14 protein-coding genes are annotated in these 18,828 nt (G+C 71.7%); 11 read left to right on the top strand and 3 right to left on the bottom strand.

The features are described 5' to 3' along the window. Nucleotides 1–13: 13 nt before the first annotated feature. Nucleotides 14–2,569, top strand: coding sequence for a DUF4118 domain-containing protein (locus O7627_RS33955; protein ID WP_278097514.1), 2,556 nt, complete (start codon nucleotides 14–16; stop codon nucleotides 2,567–2,569). After that, nucleotides 2,566–3,249: a response regulator gene (locus O7627_RS33950; protein WP_278097513.1), complete on the top strand. Its 684-nt coding sequence runs from the start codon at nucleotides 2,566–2,568 to the stop codon at nucleotides 3,247–3,249. Before O7627_RS33955 ends, O7627_RS33950 begins: the two co-directional genes overlap by 4 nt. Before the next feature lie 68 nt (nucleotides 3,250–3,317). Here O7627_RS33950 and acnA read toward each other — a convergent pair whose 3' ends face one another. The 3 genes from acnA to O7627_RS33935 are packed head-to-tail and all read right to left on the bottom strand — an operon-like array spanning nucleotide 3,318 to nucleotide 9,012. Continuing rightward, nucleotides 3,318–5,819, bottom strand: a complete 2,502-nt coding sequence (gene acnA, locus O7627_RS33945; RefSeq protein WP_278097512.1) for an aconitate hydratase AcnA — start codon at nucleotides 5,817–5,819, stop codon at nucleotides 3,318–3,320. Next, nucleotides 5,816–7,690 carry an amino acid adenylation domain-containing protein gene (locus O7627_RS33940; protein WP_278097511.1) on the bottom strand — a complete coding sequence of 625 codons (1,875 nt, stop codon included), beginning with the start codon at nucleotides 7,688–7,690 and terminating at the stop codon, nucleotides 5,816–5,818. Before O7627_RS33940 ends, acnA begins: the two co-directional genes overlap by 4 nt. Next, on the bottom strand, nucleotides 7,687–9,012 hold the full coding sequence (locus O7627_RS33935) for a condensation domain-containing protein (protein ID WP_278097510.1): 1,326 nt from the start codon (nucleotides 9,010–9,012) through the stop codon (nucleotides 7,687–7,689). Before O7627_RS33935 ends, O7627_RS33940 begins: the two co-directional genes overlap by 4 nt. Nucleotides 9,013–9,238: 226 nt before the next feature. Between O7627_RS33935 and O7627_RS33930 the strand changes: the two genes are divergently transcribed. The 9 genes from O7627_RS33930 to bcpA all read left to right on the top strand — a co-directional run bounded on the left by O7627_RS33930 (nucleotide 9,239) and on the right by bcpA (nucleotide 18,827). Beyond that, nucleotides 9,239–10,408: an iron-containing alcohol dehydrogenase gene (locus tag O7627_RS33930; protein WP_278097509.1), complete on the top strand. Its 1,170-nt coding sequence runs from the start codon at nucleotides 9,239–9,241 to the stop codon at nucleotides 10,406–10,408. After that, the gene (locus tag O7627_RS33925) at nucleotides 10,399–11,718 is read left to right on the top strand and encodes a histidine kinase (protein WP_278097508.1); all 1,320 of its coding nucleotides are present in this window, start codon (nucleotides 10,399–10,401) and stop codon (nucleotides 11,716–11,718) included. Before O7627_RS33930 ends, O7627_RS33925 begins: the two co-directional genes overlap by 10 nt. Further along, the gene (locus O7627_RS33920) at nucleotides 11,715–12,731 is read left to right on the top strand and encodes a C-terminal binding protein (RefSeq protein ID WP_278097507.1); all 1,017 of its coding nucleotides are present in this window, start codon (nucleotides 11,715–11,717) and stop codon (nucleotides 12,729–12,731) included. The genes O7627_RS33925 and O7627_RS33920 overlap by 4 nt, the downstream gene beginning before the upstream one ends. 78 nt (nucleotides 12,732–12,809) lie before the next feature. Continuing rightward, nucleotides 12,810–13,751: a phosphoenolpyruvate mutase gene (aepX, locus tag O7627_RS33915; RefSeq protein ID WP_278097506.1), complete on the top strand. Its 942-nt coding sequence runs from the start codon at nucleotides 12,810–12,812 to the stop codon at nucleotides 13,749–13,751. Continuing rightward, the gene (gene aepY, locus O7627_RS33910) at nucleotides 13,748–14,935 is read left to right on the top strand and encodes a phosphonopyruvate decarboxylase (RefSeq protein ID WP_278097505.1); all 1,188 of its coding nucleotides are present in this window, start codon (nucleotides 13,748–13,750) and stop codon (nucleotides 14,933–14,935) included. The genes aepX and aepY overlap by 4 nt, the downstream gene beginning before the upstream one ends. Further along, nucleotides 14,932–15,462 carry an adenylyltransferase/cytidyltransferase family protein gene (locus O7627_RS33905; protein WP_278097504.1) on the top strand — a complete coding sequence of 177 codons (531 nt, stop codon included), beginning with the start codon at nucleotides 14,932–14,934 and terminating at the stop codon, nucleotides 15,460–15,462. The genes aepY and O7627_RS33905 overlap by 4 nt, the downstream gene beginning before the upstream one ends. Further along, a complete protein-coding gene (locus O7627_RS33900; RefSeq protein WP_278097503.1) occupies nucleotides 15,455–16,738 on the top strand; it encodes a CMP-5'-phosphonoformate--3-phosphoglycerate phosphonoformyl transferase in 1,284 nt (427 codons plus the stop codon). The genes O7627_RS33905 and O7627_RS33900 overlap by 8 nt, the downstream gene beginning before the upstream one ends. Continuing rightward, complete coding sequence (locus tag O7627_RS33895; protein WP_278097502.1) at nucleotides 16,738–17,940, top strand: hypothetical protein; 1,203 nt, start codon at nucleotides 16,738–16,740, stop codon at nucleotides 17,938–17,940. The genes O7627_RS33900 and O7627_RS33895 overlap by 1 nt, the downstream gene beginning before the upstream one ends. Beyond that, nucleotides 17,937–18,827 carry a carboxyvinyl-carboxyphosphonate phosphorylmutase gene (gene bcpA / locus O7627_RS33890; protein WP_278097501.1) on the top strand — a complete coding sequence of 297 codons (891 nt, stop codon included), beginning with the start codon at nucleotides 17,937–17,939 and terminating at the stop codon, nucleotides 18,825–18,827. The genes O7627_RS33895 and bcpA overlap by 4 nt, the downstream gene beginning before the upstream one ends. The last annotated feature ends 1 nt before the right edge of the window (nucleotide 18,828 follow it).

Raw genomic sequence — 18,828 nt, 5'->3', positions numbered from 1 at the left:
AGAGGATGTCCGAGTGCCACGAGGGGAACTGCGCATCTACCTCGGCGCCGCACCCGGCGTCGGGAAGACGTACGCGATGCTGGAGGAGGCGCACCGGCGGGTCGAACGCGGCACCGACGTGGTGATCGGATTCGTCGAGACCCACGGCCGCCAGCACACCGCCGCGATGATCGGCGAGCTGGCGCAGGTGCCCCGGCGGACGATCACCTACCGGGGCACCGAGTTCACCGAGATGGACCTGGACGCGGTGCTGGCCCGGCGGCCCGAGGTGGCGATCGTCGATGAACTGGCGCACACGAACGTGCCCGGTTCCCGCAACGACAAGCGCTGGCAGGACGTCCAGGAGCTGCTGGACGCCGGGATCACCGTGCTGTCCACGGTCAACATCCAGCACCTGGAGTCGCTCAACGACGTCGTCACCCAGATCACCGGAACCACTCAGCGCGAGACCGTCCCGGACGCCGTCGTACGCGCCGCCGAACAGGTCGAACTCGTCGACATGACACCCGAGGCGCTGCGCCGGCGGATGGCCCACGGCAACATCTACCGCCCCGACAGGATCGACGCTGCGCTCGGCAACTACTTCCGGGTCGGCAACCTCACCGCCCTGCGCGAACTGGCCCTGATCTGGCTCGCCGACAAGGTCGACGAGCAACTCGACGCCTACCGGACCCAGCAGGGCATCTCCGCCACCTGGGAGGCCCGCGAACGGGTCGTCGTCGCGCTCACCGGCGGACCGGAAGGGGAGACCCTGATCCGGCGGGCCGCCCGGATCGCCGCCCGCAGCAAGGGCGCCGACCTGCTCGCCGTACACGTGGCACGCAGCGACGGCCTGGCCGGCGCCGACCCCGCCCAGCTCGCCCGGCAACGGGTCCTCGTGGAGAGCCTCGGCGGCACGTACCACCACGTCCTCGGCGCCGACGTCCCGGCCGCGCTGCTGGACTTCGCCCGCGGCGTCAACGCCACCCAGCTCGTCCTGGGCGCCAGCCGCCGTGGCCGGTTCGCGCAACTGTTCTCCCGCGGCGTCGGCGTCACCACCACCGCGCTGTCCGGCCCCATCGACGTACACCTGGTCACCCACGCCGAGGCCGGACGCGGCCGGCAGGCGCCCGCGGTGCCCGCCGCGCTGTCGTGGCGCCGCCGGCTGCTCGGCTTCGCCCTCGCCGGGCTGGGGTTGCCCGCCCTGACCGCGGCGCTCAAGGCCCTGCCCGATCTCACCCTCACCAACGACATTCTGATCTTCCTCGCCGCAGTCGTCGGCGTCGCCCTGGTCGGCGGCCTCTGGCCGGCCCTGCTCGCCGCGCTCGGCGGCTCTTTGCTGCTCAACTGGTTCTTCACCCCGCCCTACTACACCCTGACCATCGCCGAGACAGACAACCTGCTCGCCCTCGGCGTGTTCGTCGGCGTCGCCGTCGCGGTCAGCGGGGTGGTCGACGTCGCGGCGCGGCGTACCCGGGAAGCGGCCCGGGCGTCCGCCGACGCGCAGACCCTGGCCACCGTCGCCGGCAGCGTGCTACGCGGACAGCGCCCCCTGCCGGCGCTGCTCGACCGGCTCCGGGAGACCTTCGCGCTGCGTGCGGTCAGCCTCCTGGAGTCGGTGGAGGCCGCCGAGGGCCGGCCCGACCGGGCCCGCGACGAGGGCGCCTGGCGGGTCGTAGCCAGCGTCGGGGAAGCCCCGGCGACCAGCCCCAGCGCGGGCGAAACGGCCGTGCCGGTGGACGAGCGGCTCACCGTCGTGCTCTCCGGCCGGCGGCTGGAGGCCGCCGACCGGCGCATCGTCGAGGCGTTCGCGGCGCAGGCCGCGGTCGCGCTCCGCCAGGAACGCCTCGCCGAGCAGGCCGCCGCCGCCCGGCCCCTGGCCGAGGCCGACCGGATGCGCACCGCGCTGCTCGCCGCCGTCAGCCACGACCTACGAACCCCCCTCGCCTCGGCCAAAGCCGCCGTGTCCAGCCTGCGCAGCCACGACGTCGACTTCGACCCCGACGACCAGGCCGAACTGCTCGCCACCGCAGACGAGTCCCTCGACCGGCTCGGCCGGCTGGTCGCGAACCTGCTCGACATGAGCCGGCTGCAGGCCGGCGCGCTCGGCGTCCACCCCGTACCCATCGGTCTGGAGGACGCCGTCCCCCGAGCCCTCGACGAACTCGGCCCGTCCGCGGCCGACGTGCGCACCGACATCCCCGCCGACCTGCCCGCCGTCACCGCCGACCCGGGCCTGCTGGAACGGGTCCTGGTCAATCTCGTCGCGAACGCCCTGCGGCACAGCCCGCCCGACCAACCACCCACCATCACCGCCAGCGCCCACTCCGGCCAGGTCGAGCTCCGCGTCATCGACACCGGCCCCGGCATCCCCGAAGACCAGTGGGACCATGTCTTCCTGCCGTTCCAGCGCCTCGGTGACCGCGACAACACCGTCGGCGTCGGCCTCGGCCTCGCCCTGTCCCGCGGCCTCGCCGAAGCCATGGGCGGCACCATCATTCCGGAGACCACCCCCGGCGGAGGGCTCACCATGGTGTTGCGGCTGCCCGCCGTGACACCAGCCGAACTCCCGGAGGGCCGGCAGGAATGAACCGCATCCTGGTCGTCGACGACGAACCCCAGATCCTGCGCGCCCTGCGCATCAACCTGCGCGCCCGCGGCTACCACGTCGACGTCGCCGCCACCGGCGCCGCCGCACTCAAGACCGCCGCCAGCCACCCACCCGACCTGATCGTGCTCGACCTGGGCCTGCCCGATCTCGACGGCGTCGACGTCATCCGCGGCCTGCGCGGCTGGACCACCGTCCCCATCATCGTCCTGTCCGGCCGCGCCGGCAGCGACGACAAGGTCACCGCCCTCGACGCCGGCGCCGACGACTACGTCACCAAACCGTTCGGCGTCGACGAACTCCTCGCCCGCATCCGCGCCGCCACCCGCCGACACGCGACAGGTGCCGACGCGGCCACTCCCACCGCGCGACTCGGCCGGCACACCGTCGACCTCGCCGCCCACACCGTCACCCACGACGACGGCACCGACACCAAACTGACCCCCACCCAGTGGGCGGTACTGGAAACACTGCTCCGCAACCCCGGCAAGCTGATCAGCCAGCGCCAGCTCCTGCGCGACGTCTGGGGTCCGGAGTACCAGACCGAGACCGGCTACCTGCGCCAGTACATGGCCCAGCTGCGCCGCAAGCTGGAACCCGACCCCGCCCGACCCCGCCACCTGCTCACCGAGCCCGGCATGGGCTACCGGTACCAGCCGTAAAACGGCGGAAACCGCATCCCGTGCGTACCGGGCACGAGGTCATCGGCGCGGGAGCCGACAGCGCCGCTTCATGCGGGTCGCCCGGAATCGCCGAGCCACCGTCGGCGCAGCACGTACGGGATGATCCCGCCGTGTCGGTACTGGGCGGCCTCCTGGGCCGTCTCCAGGCGGACCAGCACGTCGAAGACCTGGGTGTCCGCCTCGACCCGTACGGTCTGTGGCCACCACTCGTCGGTGATGGCGTCGACCCCACGGATGGTGATGGTCTCCGTGCCGGTCAGGCCGAGCGCGTCGACGGAGTCACCCGGCCGGAACTGCAGGGGCAGCACGCCCGTGCCGATCAGGTTCGCCCGGTGGATGCGCTCGAAGCTGCCGGCCAGGACGGCGCGTACGCCGAGCAACCGGGTGCCTTTGGCGGCCCAGTCCCGCGACGACCCGGTCCCGTAGTGCGTGCCGGCGAGGACGATCAGTGGCACACCGGCTACGGCGTAGCGTTCCGCGGCGTCGTGGATCGGCAGTATCTCCCCGCTGGTCAGGTCCCGGGTCCAGCCACCGTCGCGGTCGGCCAGCCGGTTGCGCAGCCGTGGGTTCGCGAACGTCGCCCGTACGGCGACCTCGTGGTTGCCCCGCCGGGAGCCGTACGAGTTGAAGTCCCGCACCGCGACGCCGTGGGAGCGCAGGTACCGGCCGGCGGGACTGTCGGGCGGAATCTGCCCGGACGGGGTGATGTGGTCGGTGGTCACCGTGTCGCCCAGGACGGCCAGCACCCGGGCGCCCACGATGTCCTGCGGACCGGTCGACGGCCGACGCGCCTCGTCGGCAAACGGGGAACGGCGCACGTAGCGCGAGTCCGGGTCCCAGGCGAAGCGGTCGCCGTCGCTGCGCGGCAACCGCCGCCAGTGCGCGTCGCCGTGGCGGGCCGCGCTGGCGGCGGCGACGTAGTCCTGTGGACGGACGGACTCCGCGACGACCCCGGCCACCTCGTCGGCGCTCGGCCAGAGATCACGCAGGTGAACCGGCCTGCCGTCCGGGTCGACCCCGAGCGGCTCGTCGGTCAGGTCGATGTCCATCGTCCCGGCCAGCGCGTACGCCACCACCAGTGGCGGTGACGCGAGGAAGCTCTGGCTCACGTGCGGGTTGACCCGCCCTTCGAAGTTGCGGTTGCCGGACAGCACCGCGGTGAGCGGCTGCCCGCCCGGCTCGACACTGTCGGCCAGCGGCCCCGAGTTGCCGATGCAGGTGGTGCATCCGAAGCCGACGAGGTGGAAGCCGAGCCGGTCGAGATGCTTGGTCAGCCCCGCCCGGTCGAGGTAGTCGACGACGACCGGGGAGCCGGGCGCCAGCGTCGTCTTCACCCAGGGGCGGGGTCGCAGGCCGTGGCGGTCGGCGTTGCGGGCGAGCAGGCCCGCGGCGACCATCAGGCCGGGGTTGGCGGTGTTGGTGCAGGACGTGATGGCGGCGATCGCGATCGCACCGTGCGGCAGCCGGTCACCCTCGCGGGCCGTGCCCAGCGTCTCCCGGACCCGGGACAGGTCGACGCGGTCCTGCGGGCGGCTTGGTCCGGCGACCGACGGCCGTACGTCACCGAGGTCGACGACGAGGTCCTCGGCGTACGCCAGTCGCCGGTCCGGTGCCGACCAGAGGCCGGCGTGCCGCGCGTACGACTCGACCGTCCGCACGTGCCGCTCGGTGCGTCCGGTCAGCCGCAGGTAGTTCAGGGTCTGGTCATCGATGGGGAAGTAGGCGCAGGTGGAGCCGAACTCGGGGCTCATGTTCGCGATGGTGGCGCGGTCCGGGACCGGCAGTCGGGCCAGTCCGGGACCGTGGAACTCCACGAACGTGCCCACCGTGTCCCGGGTCCGCAGTAGTTGGGTGAGGGTGAGCACCAGGTCAGTGGCTGTGCAACCCTCCCGCAGCACACCGGTGAGCCGGACGCCGATCACCGGGGGCAGGCGCAGGAACACCGGCTCGCCGAGCAGCGCCGACTCGGCCTCGATGCCGCCGACCCCCCAGCCCAGTACGCCCAGCGCGTTCACCATCGTGGTGTGCGAGTCGGCCCCGAGCACGGTGTCCGGGAAGATGACGCCGTCGCGGGTGGTGACCACCTCAGCCAGTTGCTCGATGTTGACCTGGTGCACGATCCCGCCGCCGGGTGGCACCACGACGGTGTTCCGGAAGGCCTGCTGCACCCAGCGGAGGAAGCGGTACCGCTCGTTGTTGCGCCGGTACTCCAGTTCCACGTTGCGCTGCCGGGCGCCGGGGTGGCCGAACTCCTCGACCACCAGCGAGTGGTCGACCACGACCTGCACCGGCACCAGGGGGTTGACCTGCTGCGGATCGCCGCCGGTCGCCGCCACCACGTCGCGCATCGCGGCCAGGTCCACGAACGCCGGAACCCCGGTGTAGTCCTGCAGCAGCACCCGGGCCGGGAAGAAGGGGATCTCCCGGCCGGCCGTACCGGCGCGAGCGGCCTCGAGGTGCCGCGGTCGGACCGCTGGGTGATGCGCGTGCCGGAACACGTTCTCGCGCAGGATACGCAGCGAGACCGGCAGCAGGTCGTCGTCGCTCACCCGACCCCCTCCAGGTCCTCCAGCAGGGCGTCGAGTTCGTCCGCCGACATCGTCGCGACGCGGTCCAGGCGCTGCTCGTCGAGCGAACGGGCCGCCGGGAACGCGAACGTCTCCGCCCCGGCGACGGGTGTGCTGTCCATCGCCGCGGCCAGTTCCGCCAACGAGCCGGCCCCGATGATCCGGGCGACGGTGACCGGTCGTCCGAGTTCGTGGGAGAGGCGAGCGGCGAGCACGGTGGCCAGCAGCGAGTTGCCGCCGCTGTCGAGGAACCGGTCCCGCCGGTCCGGGGCGCCGCACCCCAGTACCTGCGTCCACCGCTCGGCCACCTCGGCCTCGATGCCGGGGCGCGGGGGCTGGCGGTGCTCGCGCCCGGCCGGCGCCGGGTCGGGCAGGGCCCGGCGGTCCACCTTTCCGGACGGGCTCAACGGGATCCGATCCACCACCACGAAGGCCGCCGGGACCATGTAGTCGGGCAGTCGTTCCCGGGCGTGCGCGCGTACCGCCGCTGTCACGCGGTCGCTGTCCTGGCCCGGGGTGGGCAGCAGATAGCCGACCAGGCGCTGGTCTGCCTCGCCGCGCGACTTGAGCGCGACGACGGCGCGGCCGACGGCGGGATGGCTCTGCAGGCACGCCTCCACCTCACCCAGCTCGATCCGCTGACCGCGCAGCTTCACCTGGTCGTCGAGTCGGCCCAGGTATTCGAAGGCGCCGTCCGGGCGGCGCAGCGCCCGGTCGCCGGTGCGGTACATCCGCTCTCCGGGAGGGCCGTACGGATCGTCGAGGAACACCTGGGCGGTGAGCTCGGGGCGACCGAGGTATCCGCGTGCCACCGGAAGCCCGGCGATGACCAGCTCACCTGGCTGTCCGTCGGGCACCGGCCGCTGCCGGTCGTCGAGGACGTACAGCCGGGTGTTGTCGATCGGGTAGCCGATCGGCACCGTCGGCGTGCCGGGCACACAGGTCCAGTGGCTGACCTCGATGGCCGCCTCGGTCGGGCCGTACAGGTTGGTCAGGGTGGCGTCGAGTCGCCCGAAGAACTTCTCCTGCAGTGCGGGGCTGAGCGCCTCGCCACTGCAGTAGACGCGTTTCAGCGTGCGGCAGGAGGAGACCATCGGATGTTCGAGAAAGGCATAGAGCATCGACGGTACGAAGTGCGCGGCGGTGATTCGACTGGTTCGTACCGTACGAACCAGATAGTCGGCGTCGCGGTGCCCGCCGGGCCGGGCGATCACCAGGGTCGCGCCGAAACACAGCGGCCAGAACATTTCCCACACCGAGACGTCGAAATAGATCGGCGTCTTATGGATCACCTTGTCGTCGACGCTCAGCGGATGGTTGTCGATCATCCATCGCAGTCGGTTGACCACCGGGGCGTGTTCGGTCATCACCCCCTTGGGGCGACCGGATGATCCGGAGGTGAAGATGACGTAGATCAGGTCGTCCGGGCGTACCGGCACCGGACTGTCCAGCGGCCGCGAGTCGTCGGCCAACCGGTCCACGCGCAGCAGACCGCCGGTGTGCTCAACCGGCAGCACATCGGCCCCGGCCGCCGTGGTGACGACCAGCGGCCTGCCGCACTGCCGCAGTACGTCGCCGAGCCGGGCCGGCGGCGACTCGAGGTCCAGCGGGACGTAGGCGCCGCCGGACTTGAGGATCCCGAGCAGGGCGATCATCATCGCCGGGGACCGTTCGCAGGCGACGCCGACCAGGGCTCCCGGGCCGATCCCCCGCTCGCGCAGCGACCGGGCCAGCCGGGACGCCTGCCGGTCGAGTTCGGAGTAGGTCGTCGTCGCGGACTCGAACTCCAGCGCCACCGCGTCGGGAGTACGGGCCACCTGGGCCTCGACGAGTTCGTGCAGTGCGCCGGTCACGTGAGTTCTCGGGTGAACTCGTCGCACAGGCGGACGACCGTCGCGTGGTCGAACAGGTCGGTCGCGTACACGCAGTCCACCCGCAGGCCGTCGGGCGTCTCGACGGCGTTGAACGTGAGGTCGAACTTGGCCTCGGAGACGGGTTGCTGCAGCTGCTCGGTCTGCCACGCGTCCGGCGTGTTCTGCAGGGCCAGCATGACCTGGAAGATCGGATGCACGCTGAGGCTGCGCGGCGGGGCGAGCTCCTCCACCAGCATGGAGAAGGGCAGTTCCTGGTGGGCCAGCACGTCGACCAGCTGCCGGTGCACCTGGTTCAGCAGCGCCGCCCGTGGTGCGGTGACCGTGACCGGCAGCACCCCGACGGTGACGAAGTAGCCGATGACGTCCTGCAGGGCGGGGTGGGTCCGGTTCGCCATCGGCGTGCCGATCACCACGCGGTCCTGGCCACTGTGTCGGGACAGCACCACCGCGAGGGCGGCGAGCAGTACGCAGTACAGCGTGGTGCCGCTGGCGCGGGCCCGCTCGTGCAGCGCGGAGAGCGTCCCGGGCGGCAGGGTCCAGACGTGCCGGTCACCTGCCTGGGTCGGGGTGGCGGGGCGGGGCCGGTCGGTGGGCAGGGTGAGCACCGGCGGCGCGCCGCGCAGCAGGTCCCGGTAGAACCTCAGATGGGGCTGCCAGTCGTCGGCGGACCGGGCCCGTTGCCACGCCGCCCAGTCGTGGTAGCTACAGGGTGCCCGGCGCAACATCGGTGATCGGCCGTGCCGAACCGCCGCCAGGGCGGCAAGCAGGTCCTGGATCAGCAGGTGCAGGGACCAGCCGTCGGCGATCAGGTGGTGGAGAGTGAGCAGCAGCCGTTGCCGGTCGGCGGGCAGGTCGAGCAGGCGGGTCCGGATCAGCGGCCCGCGCTCCAGGTCGACCGGCGTGGTCGCCTCCCGCCGGCTGAGTTCGGCGGCGGCCGCCTCCGCCTCGTCCGGCGGCAGGGCGCTCAGGTCGGTGTGCGGCACCGGCACGGCGATCGTGGCGTGGACCCGCTGCACCGGTTCGAAGGTCAATCCGTCAATGTCGATCGTGGTGCGCAGGCTCGAATGGTGCGCCACCACGAGGGCGACCGCCCGGCGGACGTGTTCCGGGTCGTGTCGCTGGGGAAGCGGCACCGCCAGCGGTACGAGATAGGCCGTCGTGTGGGTCAGCAACTGCTGGATGAACCAGATCCCCCGTTGCTGCAGTGACATCGGAAAGGTCCGGAAACGACTGTTGCGTTCCCGCAACAGTCGGCTGACCCGTTCTCGTCGAACATCCCGCAGCTCGAAAGCGTCGACCATGTTCCGCCTCTCCCGGTACGTCACCCAGAGTCGGTCGCACGATAGATCTTGTCAAGCATCAACCTGTTCACATCCCTAGATGTCTATTGCGACCAGGGCATGTGTCGAAAAGGTTAAATGATCATGTACGGCAACTTGCCATGTCGACCATTCACCGGGTTGACGCACCGGCGGAACATCGAGGATTCTCCATTCAGTGCAACTACCACGTTGCTGGGGAGGGTAGATGTCGGTCGATCTCGTCGTGGGTCCGGGTAGCATCCACGCCCTTCCCGCCGTCGCCGCCCGATGCTCACTCCAGCCCCGGGCGGGGGCACGGACCGCGGTGGTGATCGGCGGAGGATTCGACGATCGCCCGTGGGCGGCGGACGTCCGTCGCGCGGTCGGTGAACTCCGGCCGGCATGGATCACCCACCAGGGCGAGGTGCGCCCCGCCGGCGTCGCGGCGCTGGCCCGGCAACTACGTGACTGCCACGCCGAGGTGGTCGTCGCGGTCGGCGGTGGATCCGTGCTGGACGCCGCGAAGGCTGCTGTGACACTGACCGGCGGGGTGGAGTTGGACGCCGCCGCCGTCACCGCGGCATGCACCGGGCGGGCCACGCCGCCACCCACGCCGGTCCGTCTGGTGGCCGTGCCCACCACCGCCGGCACCGGCGCGGAGGTCACCCCGTTCGCCACCGTCTGGCAGCGCGATCCGCACCGCAAGCTGTCGTTGGGCACGGCACCGCCGGCGGCCGCCCTGCTCGACCCCGACCTGCTGGGCGGTCTGACCGCCGCCCAGTGCGCCGCCGGACTGCTGGACACGCTGTGTCAGGGCGCCGAGGCGGCGTGGTCGCTGCGGGCCACGGCGGAGTCCACGGCGTACGGGCTCGCCGCGGTGACCCTGGCCGGCTCGCTGCTGGAACGGCTCGGAGCCGGCCCACCGGACGCGGCGGTCCGGATGGTCCTGCAGTCCGCCGGGCACCTGTCCGGCCGGGCCATCGCACTGGCCCCGACGACCGTGGTGCACGCCCTGTCGTACCCGTTGACCCTGCACGCCGGACTGGCACACGGGCACGCCTGTGGTGTGACGTTCGGCCGGATCCTGCGCTTCAACGCCGCCGTCACCGACGACGACTGCGCGGACCCGCGCGGACCGGACCGGGTACGGGACGTCGTGGCCCGGATCGTGGCCGCACTCGGCGCGTCCGACGCCCCGGACGCGGACAAGCGGATCGAGGCGTTCCTCGACCGGCACGGCCTGGCCACCCTGGACCGGATTCCCTACTCCCCTGAACACCTGGCCCGCGAGGCGCTCGCCTACCCGCGCAGCGCCGACAACCCACGCAGGCTTGACCTTCCCGGACTCACGCGGTGGCTCGCCAGCCGCCGCGACGCGGAGGAACCATGCCGGTAGACCCGTTCAAACTCAACCACTGGGTGAATGCGCGCAAGCTGACACCAGCGCTGCTCGCGCAGCACGCCGGTGTGTCCCCGACCGACCTTCAGGCGCTGCTCGACGGGGCTCCGGTCGCCGACGACGTGATCGCCTCGGTGGCCACGGCGTTACGCGTCTCGACGGCGCAGCTGGAAACCACCGGCGCCTCCGGGTTGACCGTGCAGTGGCAGTCGGCCGAGGACCTGTACGCCAGCCGCCGCCCGATCCAGCGCGACGGCATCCACTTCTACAACTACTACACGATGGCCGTGCCGCACGGGCGCGTCGCCCCGGTCATCCTGGACATTCTCTGTCCCGCGGACCGTCTCCCGGCCCTGAACAAGGGGCACCTGGAGCCGGCCATCACCGTCAATCTCGGCCCGGGCGACATCCACGGCCGGTGGGGCACCGAGCTGAACCGGGACACCTGGCAGACGATCGCGGCGAACACCGGACCGGACAGCTGGATCATCGGTGAGTCCTATGTCGAGCCCTCGTACTGCCCGCACACGTACTCGCTGGTCGGGACCGAGCCGGCCCGGATCGTCTCCTACACCGGCCAGGCGAACCTGGGCGGGCTGATCGACGACCTGAACCTGTGGGCTGATCCGGCATTCGACCGGTTCACCAAGCTCATCGAGTCAGGGTTGCCCCCGGCCGAGATGGCCGGACTGCTGTTCGGCGCCCGGGGGTACGACGAGGCCAGTGCCGCCGCGGCGATCGGGGTGAGCGAGGCCGACCTGGCCGCCGCGCTCGCCGACCCGGCCGGACATCCGGGCCTGCTGCGGGAACTGGGCGCCACGCTCGGGTTCGACTACCGGCTGCTGCTGCCGCCGGTCCGGCGGCACGACCCGGTGGGCAAGACCTACCAGAGCCTGGACGCGACCCGCGCCTCCGTCCGCGACTTCCTCGGCTACCGGGTCGCCTCGACCGCCAGCGCACCGCACCTGCCCGATCTGATCGGCCTGTTCGTCCAGGTGAGCGGCGAGGCGGGCGGTGTGATGGCGGAGCCGGCCGAGACCCACTACCTGATCCTCGACGGCGAGCTCACGCTGGAGTGGACCGACCAGGACGGCCGCTTGCGTACCGCCACGTCCGGGCCGGACGGATCGGCCTGGGTGGGCCCGTTCGTCGCCCATCGCTGGACCGGGGACGGCGCGGTACTCAAACTCAGCTCCGGGATGCACGTCGGCGTGCTAGATCTGATCGAGCTGAGCAACACGTACGCCCCGGCGACCACGATCCGGCGCGCCCGGCGCGACACGCACGGCTGGGGTTACGACTCGTGAGTGCGCCGCGCGTGGTCTACACCGATCCGGCCTGGGCCGTCGACGGAGCGGGCGTGTTCGACGCTGCCCGCGCCCACGTGGAACATGAGGTGTTCGGCACCGATGTCGGGCTCGACTTCGCGCCCCACGACCGCGGGTACGCCACCGACGAGCGCCTGCTCGACGCGGTGCGCGGTGCCGACGGCCTGGTGATCTACCGCTGTCCGGTGACACCGGAACTGCTCGACGCGGCCGGACCGCGGTGTCGCGTCGTCGCGCGTAGCGGCGTGGGCATCGACAACCTCAACGCCGACCTGCTGCGGACCCGGGGCGTCTGCGGGTTCAACGTGCCCGACTACTGCGGTGACGAGGTGAGCACCCACACCGTCGCCCTGCTGCTCGCGCTGGAACGGCACGTTCCGCTGCAGGACCGGTTGATCCGGGCCGGTCGATGGGGGATCCACCGTGGCGGCGTCCCGCGCCGCACCGCCGTACGGGACGTCGGCATCGTCGGTTTCGGCCGGATCGGCCGGGCCACCTCCCGCAAGCTGCAGGCCTTCTACCGGCGGGTCTACGCCTACGACCCGTACGTGCCCGCGGACGTGCCGGCCGGTCACGGCGTCACGGCGGTGGACAGTGTCGCCGAGCTGTTCGGCGTCGCGGACGCCGTCGTCCTGCACGCCGCACTCACCCCGGAGACCGAGCACCTGATCGACAGCGGCGCGCTGGCCCACGCCCGTCCGGGAGCGTTCCTGGTCAACACCGCGCGTGGCCGCCTGGTCGACCCCGAGGCGGTACTCGCCGCGCTCGAGTCGGGCCGTCTCGGCGGCTTCGGATCGGACGTCTTCTCGCCGGAGGATCCCAACGTCGGCCCGGTCACCCGCAAGCTGCTCGATCGCGACGACGTGGTGGTCAGCTCGCACCGGGCCTTCCTCTCGGTGGAGTCCGAGCTCAGTCTCCGGCGCCGGGTGGCGACCGGCGTTCGCGCCCTGCTGGTCGACGGCATACCGCCGGATCAGGGCCGGGTCGCGTAGCGAGGGCAGCGACGCCCGCAAAGTCGATACCACACCGCCGCAGGGTCGGTGCGGTGACAGCCCGAAGTGGAGGGTCTGGTGTCCTACTCCGAGATTGGTGGCGGGGCGAGCCCATCGGCCGGTGTCCGCCTGCGTCGACTACTGACCTATGGCGCCAGCACCCAGCTGATGGGCGTGCACGATGGGATGAGCACTCGGATCGCCAGCGCGGAAGGCTTCGCGGCGCTCTGGGCGTCCGGCCTGTGCATGTCGACCGCGCTCGGCGTACGGGACAGCGACGAGGCGTCGTGGAACCAGTTGGTCGCGCTCGTCGGCACCATGACCCAGGCCAGCGACCGACCGATCCTGGTCGACGGTGACACGGGTTACGGCAACTTCAACACCGCCCGACGCTTCGTGAGGGCAGCCGACGGGGTCGGTGCGGCCGGTGTGTGTCTGGAGGACAAGGTGTTCCCGAAGATGAACTCGTTCTTCGGCGACGGACACCGCCTCGCGCCGGTGAGCGAGTTCTGCGGCAAGCTGATGGCCTGCCGCGATGGGCTCGATGATCCAGGGTTCATGCTGGTGGCACGGACGGAGACGCTGATCGCCGGGGGCACCGTCGCCGAGGCGCTGGACCGGGCGGCGGCCTACGTCGAGGCCGGCGCCGACGCGATCTTCATCCACTCACGCAAGCCCGACGTGGGGGAGATCGCGGACTTCTGCCGGCAGTGGGGCGACGTACGCCCGGTGATCATCGCCCCGACCACGTACCACCGCACCGACATGTCGGCCTTCCAGGAACTCGGCATCGCCGGGGTGATCTGGGCCAACCACGGCATGCGGGCCGCCTACGCGGCCATCCGGGACACCTGCCGGACCGTACTGGCTGCGGAGAGCGTCAGCGGCGTCGAGGATCGCATCGCGCCACTCAAGGAGATCTTCTCGCTGTACCGGTACGAGGATCTGGAACAGGAGGAACAGCGGTACACACACTGGGAGCCTCGCGGGTCGCGCGACGCCGGGGCCCCGGTCCGGTGATCCCGTCGACGAACGTGCTGGAAGGGCTGGTCGACCACGGCGTCACGCTGGTCAGCGGTGTGCCGTGCTCCTACCTGACGCCGGTGATCAACCAGGCGATCAGCGATCCCCGGGTGTGCTATCTGGCGGCCACCCAGGAGGGCGAGGCCGTCGCCGTCGCCGCCGGCGCCTGGCTCGGCGGCGGACTCGGCTGCGCGATCGGCCAGAACTCGGGCCTCGGGAACATGGTCAACCCCCTGACGTCACTGCTCCATCCGGCGTCGATCCCCGCGCTGCTGCTCGTCACCTGGCGCGGCGAGCCCGGGTACCGCGACGAGCCGCAGCACGCGTTGATGGGTCGGACCACCACCGACCTGCTCGACCTGATGGAGGTCCCGTGGGATCTGCTGCCCACCGAGCCGGTGCGGCTGTCCCGGGTCCTCAGCTCGGCGTCGCGGCACATGAGCACGGGACGGCGGCCGTACGCCATCGTCATGCAGAAGGACACGGTGGCCCCGGCGACGCTGTACGAGGACCCTGTCCCGAGGTCCGCGTGCACCGTACGCCGGTCGCCGGACCCGCCGCAGCTACCGGCCCGGGCCGAGGTGCTGAGCGCACTGCTCGCCACCGCGCCGGTCGACGCGGCACTGATCTCGGCCACCGGGTACACCAGCCGGGAGCTGTACACACTCGACGACCGCCCGGCCAACTTCTACCTGGTCGGTGCGATGGGGTCGGCGGCGTCGGTCGGGTTGGGCGTGGCCACCCAGACGACCCGGCCGGTCATCGTGATCGACGGCGACGGCGGGGTGCTGATGCGGCTGGGGGCACTGGCGACGGTGGGCCGGTACGGTCGGGCCGGGCTGGTGCATCTGGTGCTCGACAACGGGCAGCACGAATCCACCGGCGGGCAGTCCACCGGGTCCGTCGGCATCGACCTCGCCGGCGTCGCCGCGGCCTGCGGCTACCGCGACGTATACACCTGTTCCTCGATACCGGAACTGGCCGACATCCTGCCGGCGGCGCTCGCCGGGGCCGGGCCCGCCCTCATCCACCTGCCCATCCGCGCCGGGGCGCTGGGCGGGCTGGGGCGCCCCACCGTGACTCCGGCCGAAGTGGCCCGGCGCTTCCGGTCCTTCGTCACCGCCCCAACCGAAACCACCCCGGTCGCCGCAGCGCCGCTGACGGCTGGGGAGAAGCGATGAGTCGGCACCCGGTCGCGGTGATCCACGGCCGCTTCCAGCCGTTGCACTGGGGCCACCTGGAGTATCTGCTCGCCGGTGCCGAACGCGCCGACCTGCTGGTCGTCGGCATCACCAACCCGGACCCCACGCTGATCGCCGTCGAGCAGACCGACCCGCTGCGCGGGCTGCCGGAGTCCAATCCGTTCACCTACTACGAGCGCTACCTGATGGTGGAGGGCGCGCTGCGTGAGGCGGGAGTCACCGCCGACCGGTTTCGGATCGTGCCGTTCCCGCACAGCTTCCCTGAGCGGCTGGCCTACTACGCACCCCACCGGGCCGTCTACCTGCTGACCGTCTACGACGAGTGGGGCGACACCAAGGTGGAGCGCTTCCGCCGGCTGGGGCTGACCACCGAGGTGATGTGGCGGCGGACCGACAAGCCGATCAGCGGTTCCCGGGTACGGGCCGCGATCGCCGCCGGGCACGACTGGACCGACCTGGTGCCGCCCGCGGTGGCCCGGGTGATCGAGGAGAGAGACCATGGCTGACGGACGCATCATCATCATCGCGCTGTGCGGCGGCGCCGACCGGCCGATCGGCGCGCTGGGTGGCCGGACGCCGTTCGAGGCCGCCACCACCCCACACCTGGACGCGCTCGCGCGGCGTGGGGCCAGCGGCCTGCTCGAGGTGATCGCGCCCGACGTGCCCCCGGAGTCGGACTCCGGCACGATGGCGCTGCTCGGCTACGACCCGGTACGCCACTACACCGGCCGGGGCCCGTTGGAGGGGCTCGGCATGGGGTTCTGGTCCGCCGGAGGCACCCCGGTGGCATTCCGGATCAACTTCGCCAGCTGGGACCCGCGGACCGGGCAGCTCGACCGGCGTACCTCCCGGGACCTGGCCGACGAGGACCTCGCGGTGTTGGTGGCGGAGATCGTCGCCGGCGTACGGCTGGGTGACGGGCTGCACTTCGAGCTGACCGGCTTCGCCCGGCACCGTGGCATCCTGGCCTTTTCCAGCACCGGCCTGCCGTTGTCGGGGCGGGTGAGCAACACCGACCCGGGATTCGCCAACGTGGGGGCGTTCGGCATCCCGGTCAAGACCCCGGAGAACCGCCCGCTGCCCTGCCGGGCACTGGTGGACGACCCGGCGGCGCACCGTACCGCGGCGGTGGTCAACGAGTTCGTCACGGCCAGCGCGGAGGTGCTGCAGCGCAGCGAGGTGAACCGGCGGCGCGTGGCGCAGGGTCGGCGGCCGGCCAACCTGCTGTTGATCCGCGACGGCGGGGACACCCTGCCCACGCTGCCCCCGTTCGCTGGCGGGTCGCTGCGGATGTACGGGCAGGTCCCGGCCGAACGCGGGCTGGCCTCGCTGATCGGCGCCGACTTCGTGGTGGCCCGGAAGGGACCGGGGCAGACCGACGCCGAGTTCTACGCCGAGCTGGTGCCGCGCCTGCTGGCCGACCCGAGCGACGTGGTGTTCGCCCACCTCAAGGGACCGGACGAGCCGGGGCACGACGGGCAGCCGGCCGCGAAGACGGCCGCGATCGCCGACATCGACTGCGCATTCGTCGGTCCGTTGGTCGCCGGGCTCCGCCCGGCCGACACGCTGGTGGTCACCTGCGATCACGCCACCCCATGCGAGCTGGGCATTCACTCGCCGGACCCGGTGCCGACCGTGGTCGCCGGCCCCGGGGTGACGCCGGACGACATCGTCTCGTTCGGCGAACGCGACGCGGGTGGGGGAGGTCTGCCGGTCCACCGGGCCAGCGAACTGATGCCGTGGTTGACCGCCCTCCGCACCGCCGACCTCCGGGTGGGCTGATGCGGGTCACCGGAATTCGGATGCGCGGCATTCTCGACTCGCGGGCGGCGGCGACCGTCGAGGCGGAGGTGACGCTCGCGGACGGTACCCGGGGGCGGGGCTCCTGCCCACGGGCGATCGCACCGGGACTTCGGGAGCGTCCGATCGGCGGTTCCCCCGCGCTGGGGCCGCTGCCCGCACCGGCAGCACGCCTGTCCGCAGTGGTCGGTCCGGCGGACACGCAGGCCGAGGTGGACGCGCGGCTCGCCGACGACCTGCCGGCGGTCGGGGTCTCCGCGGTGCTCGCGGTGTCGGTCGCGTACGCCCGGGCCGGGGCCCGGGCGACGGGGGTGCCGCTCTGGCGCTACCTGGCCGACCTGGCCGGCACCGAGCCGGGAATGCCCCGACTGCTGGTCAACATCTTCTCCGGTGGCATCCACGACGCCGGTCCGGCGCGCGGATACCAGCAGGTGATGGCGGTGCCCCGAACCGGCTCGATCGTCTCCGACATCGAGGTCGCCTGCCGGGTGTGGGCGGCTGCGGCCGCCGCGGCCCGGCAGTGCTTCGGTGAGCCGGGGCTCTCCGCGTCCAGCGGACTCATGGTGCCGCTGGACAGCGCCGAGCAGCTGCAGCTGCTCACCAAGGTCATCGCCGACACCGGGCTGACCGGTACGGTCCGGGTCGGTGTGGATGTCGCCGCCGAGCATCTGTACTACCGCGGCGCGTACCGCCTCGGCGACCGTACGCTGACCGCCGCCGCCCTCGCCGAGGTGTTGTGCGAGCAGGCCAGCCGGCACGACATCGAGTATCTGGAGGACCCTTTCGACTCCGGCGACGAGTCGTCCTGGCGCGCGCTGCCGCAGGGCCTGCCGGCGTCGACCCGGGTGGTCGGCGACGACCTGTTCGCCACCGACGCGATCCGGATCGAACCGGGCCTGGCCGGCGCGATCCTGCTCAAGCCGAGTCAGATCGGCACGGTCAGCGGGGTGCTCGCCGCCGCGGCGCGGGCGCACGACGCCGGCTTGGCGATCTGCGTCTCGCACCGTTCCGGAGAGACCGACGACACGGTGATCTGCGACCTCGCCACCGCACTCGGCGCCGACCTGATCAAGGTCGGCGGGCCGCGGCGGGGCGACCGGCTCGCCAAGTACAACCAACTCCTGCGGCTGGCCGAGGAAGTCCCGACCGCAACACCCGCACCCACCCGAGGAGAGGCAGCATGACGACTCACGCGCACCGCTTCCGCGAGCTGATGAACGCACCGGAGATCCTGGTCGTACCCAGCGCGTACGACGCCCTGTCCGCCAAGGTGATCGAGCAGACCGGCTTCCAGGCCGTGCACATGACCGGTTCCGGCACCTCGGCGAGCATGCTGGGTCTGCCCGACCTGGGGTTCACCACGACCACCGAGATGGCGTGGAACGCCAAGAACATCACGATGGCCGTGGACCTACCGGTCATCATGGACATCGACGCCGGTTACGGCAACGCGATGAACACCTGGCGGTGTGTACGGGAGTTCGAGCGGGCCGGCATCGTCGGTGGTCACCTGGAGGACCAGGTCGTGCCGAAGCGCTGCGGTCACCTGGAGGGCAAGCGGCTGATCAGCACCGAAGAGATGATCGGCAAGATCGAGGCGGCCGTGGAGGCCAAGACCGATCCGGACTGGGTGCTGATCGCGCGCACCGACGCCCGCGAGAAGCTGGGGCTGGACGAGGCGATCCGGCGTTCCCGGGAGTACGTGGCGGCCGGCGCGGACTGCATCTTCCTCGAGGCGATGCTCAGCGTCGACGAGATGAAGATCGTCCGGGACGCCATCGACGCGCCGCTGCTGGCCAACATGGTGGAAGGCGGCAAGACGCCCTGGCTGACCGCCAAGGAGCTGGAGTCGATCGGATACAACCTGGCGATCTATCCCCTCTCCGGTTGGCTGGCGGCCACCTCGATCCTGCGCAAGATGTTCGCCGAACTGCGCGACACCGGCACCACGCAGGACTTCTGGGACAAGTACGGCCTGCGGATGGGTTTCGACGAGCTGTTCGAGGTCTTCGACTACTCCCGAATCTCGGAGCTCGAGTCCCGGTTCGTCGTACGCACGGACGACGAGTGAC

The organism is Solwaraspora sp. WMMD1047, from assembly GCF_029626155.1.
GTDB lineage: Bacteria > Actinomycetota > Actinomycetes > Mycobacteriales > Micromonosporaceae > WMMD1047.
This window is presented reverse-complemented; position numbering and strand designations above follow the sequence as displayed.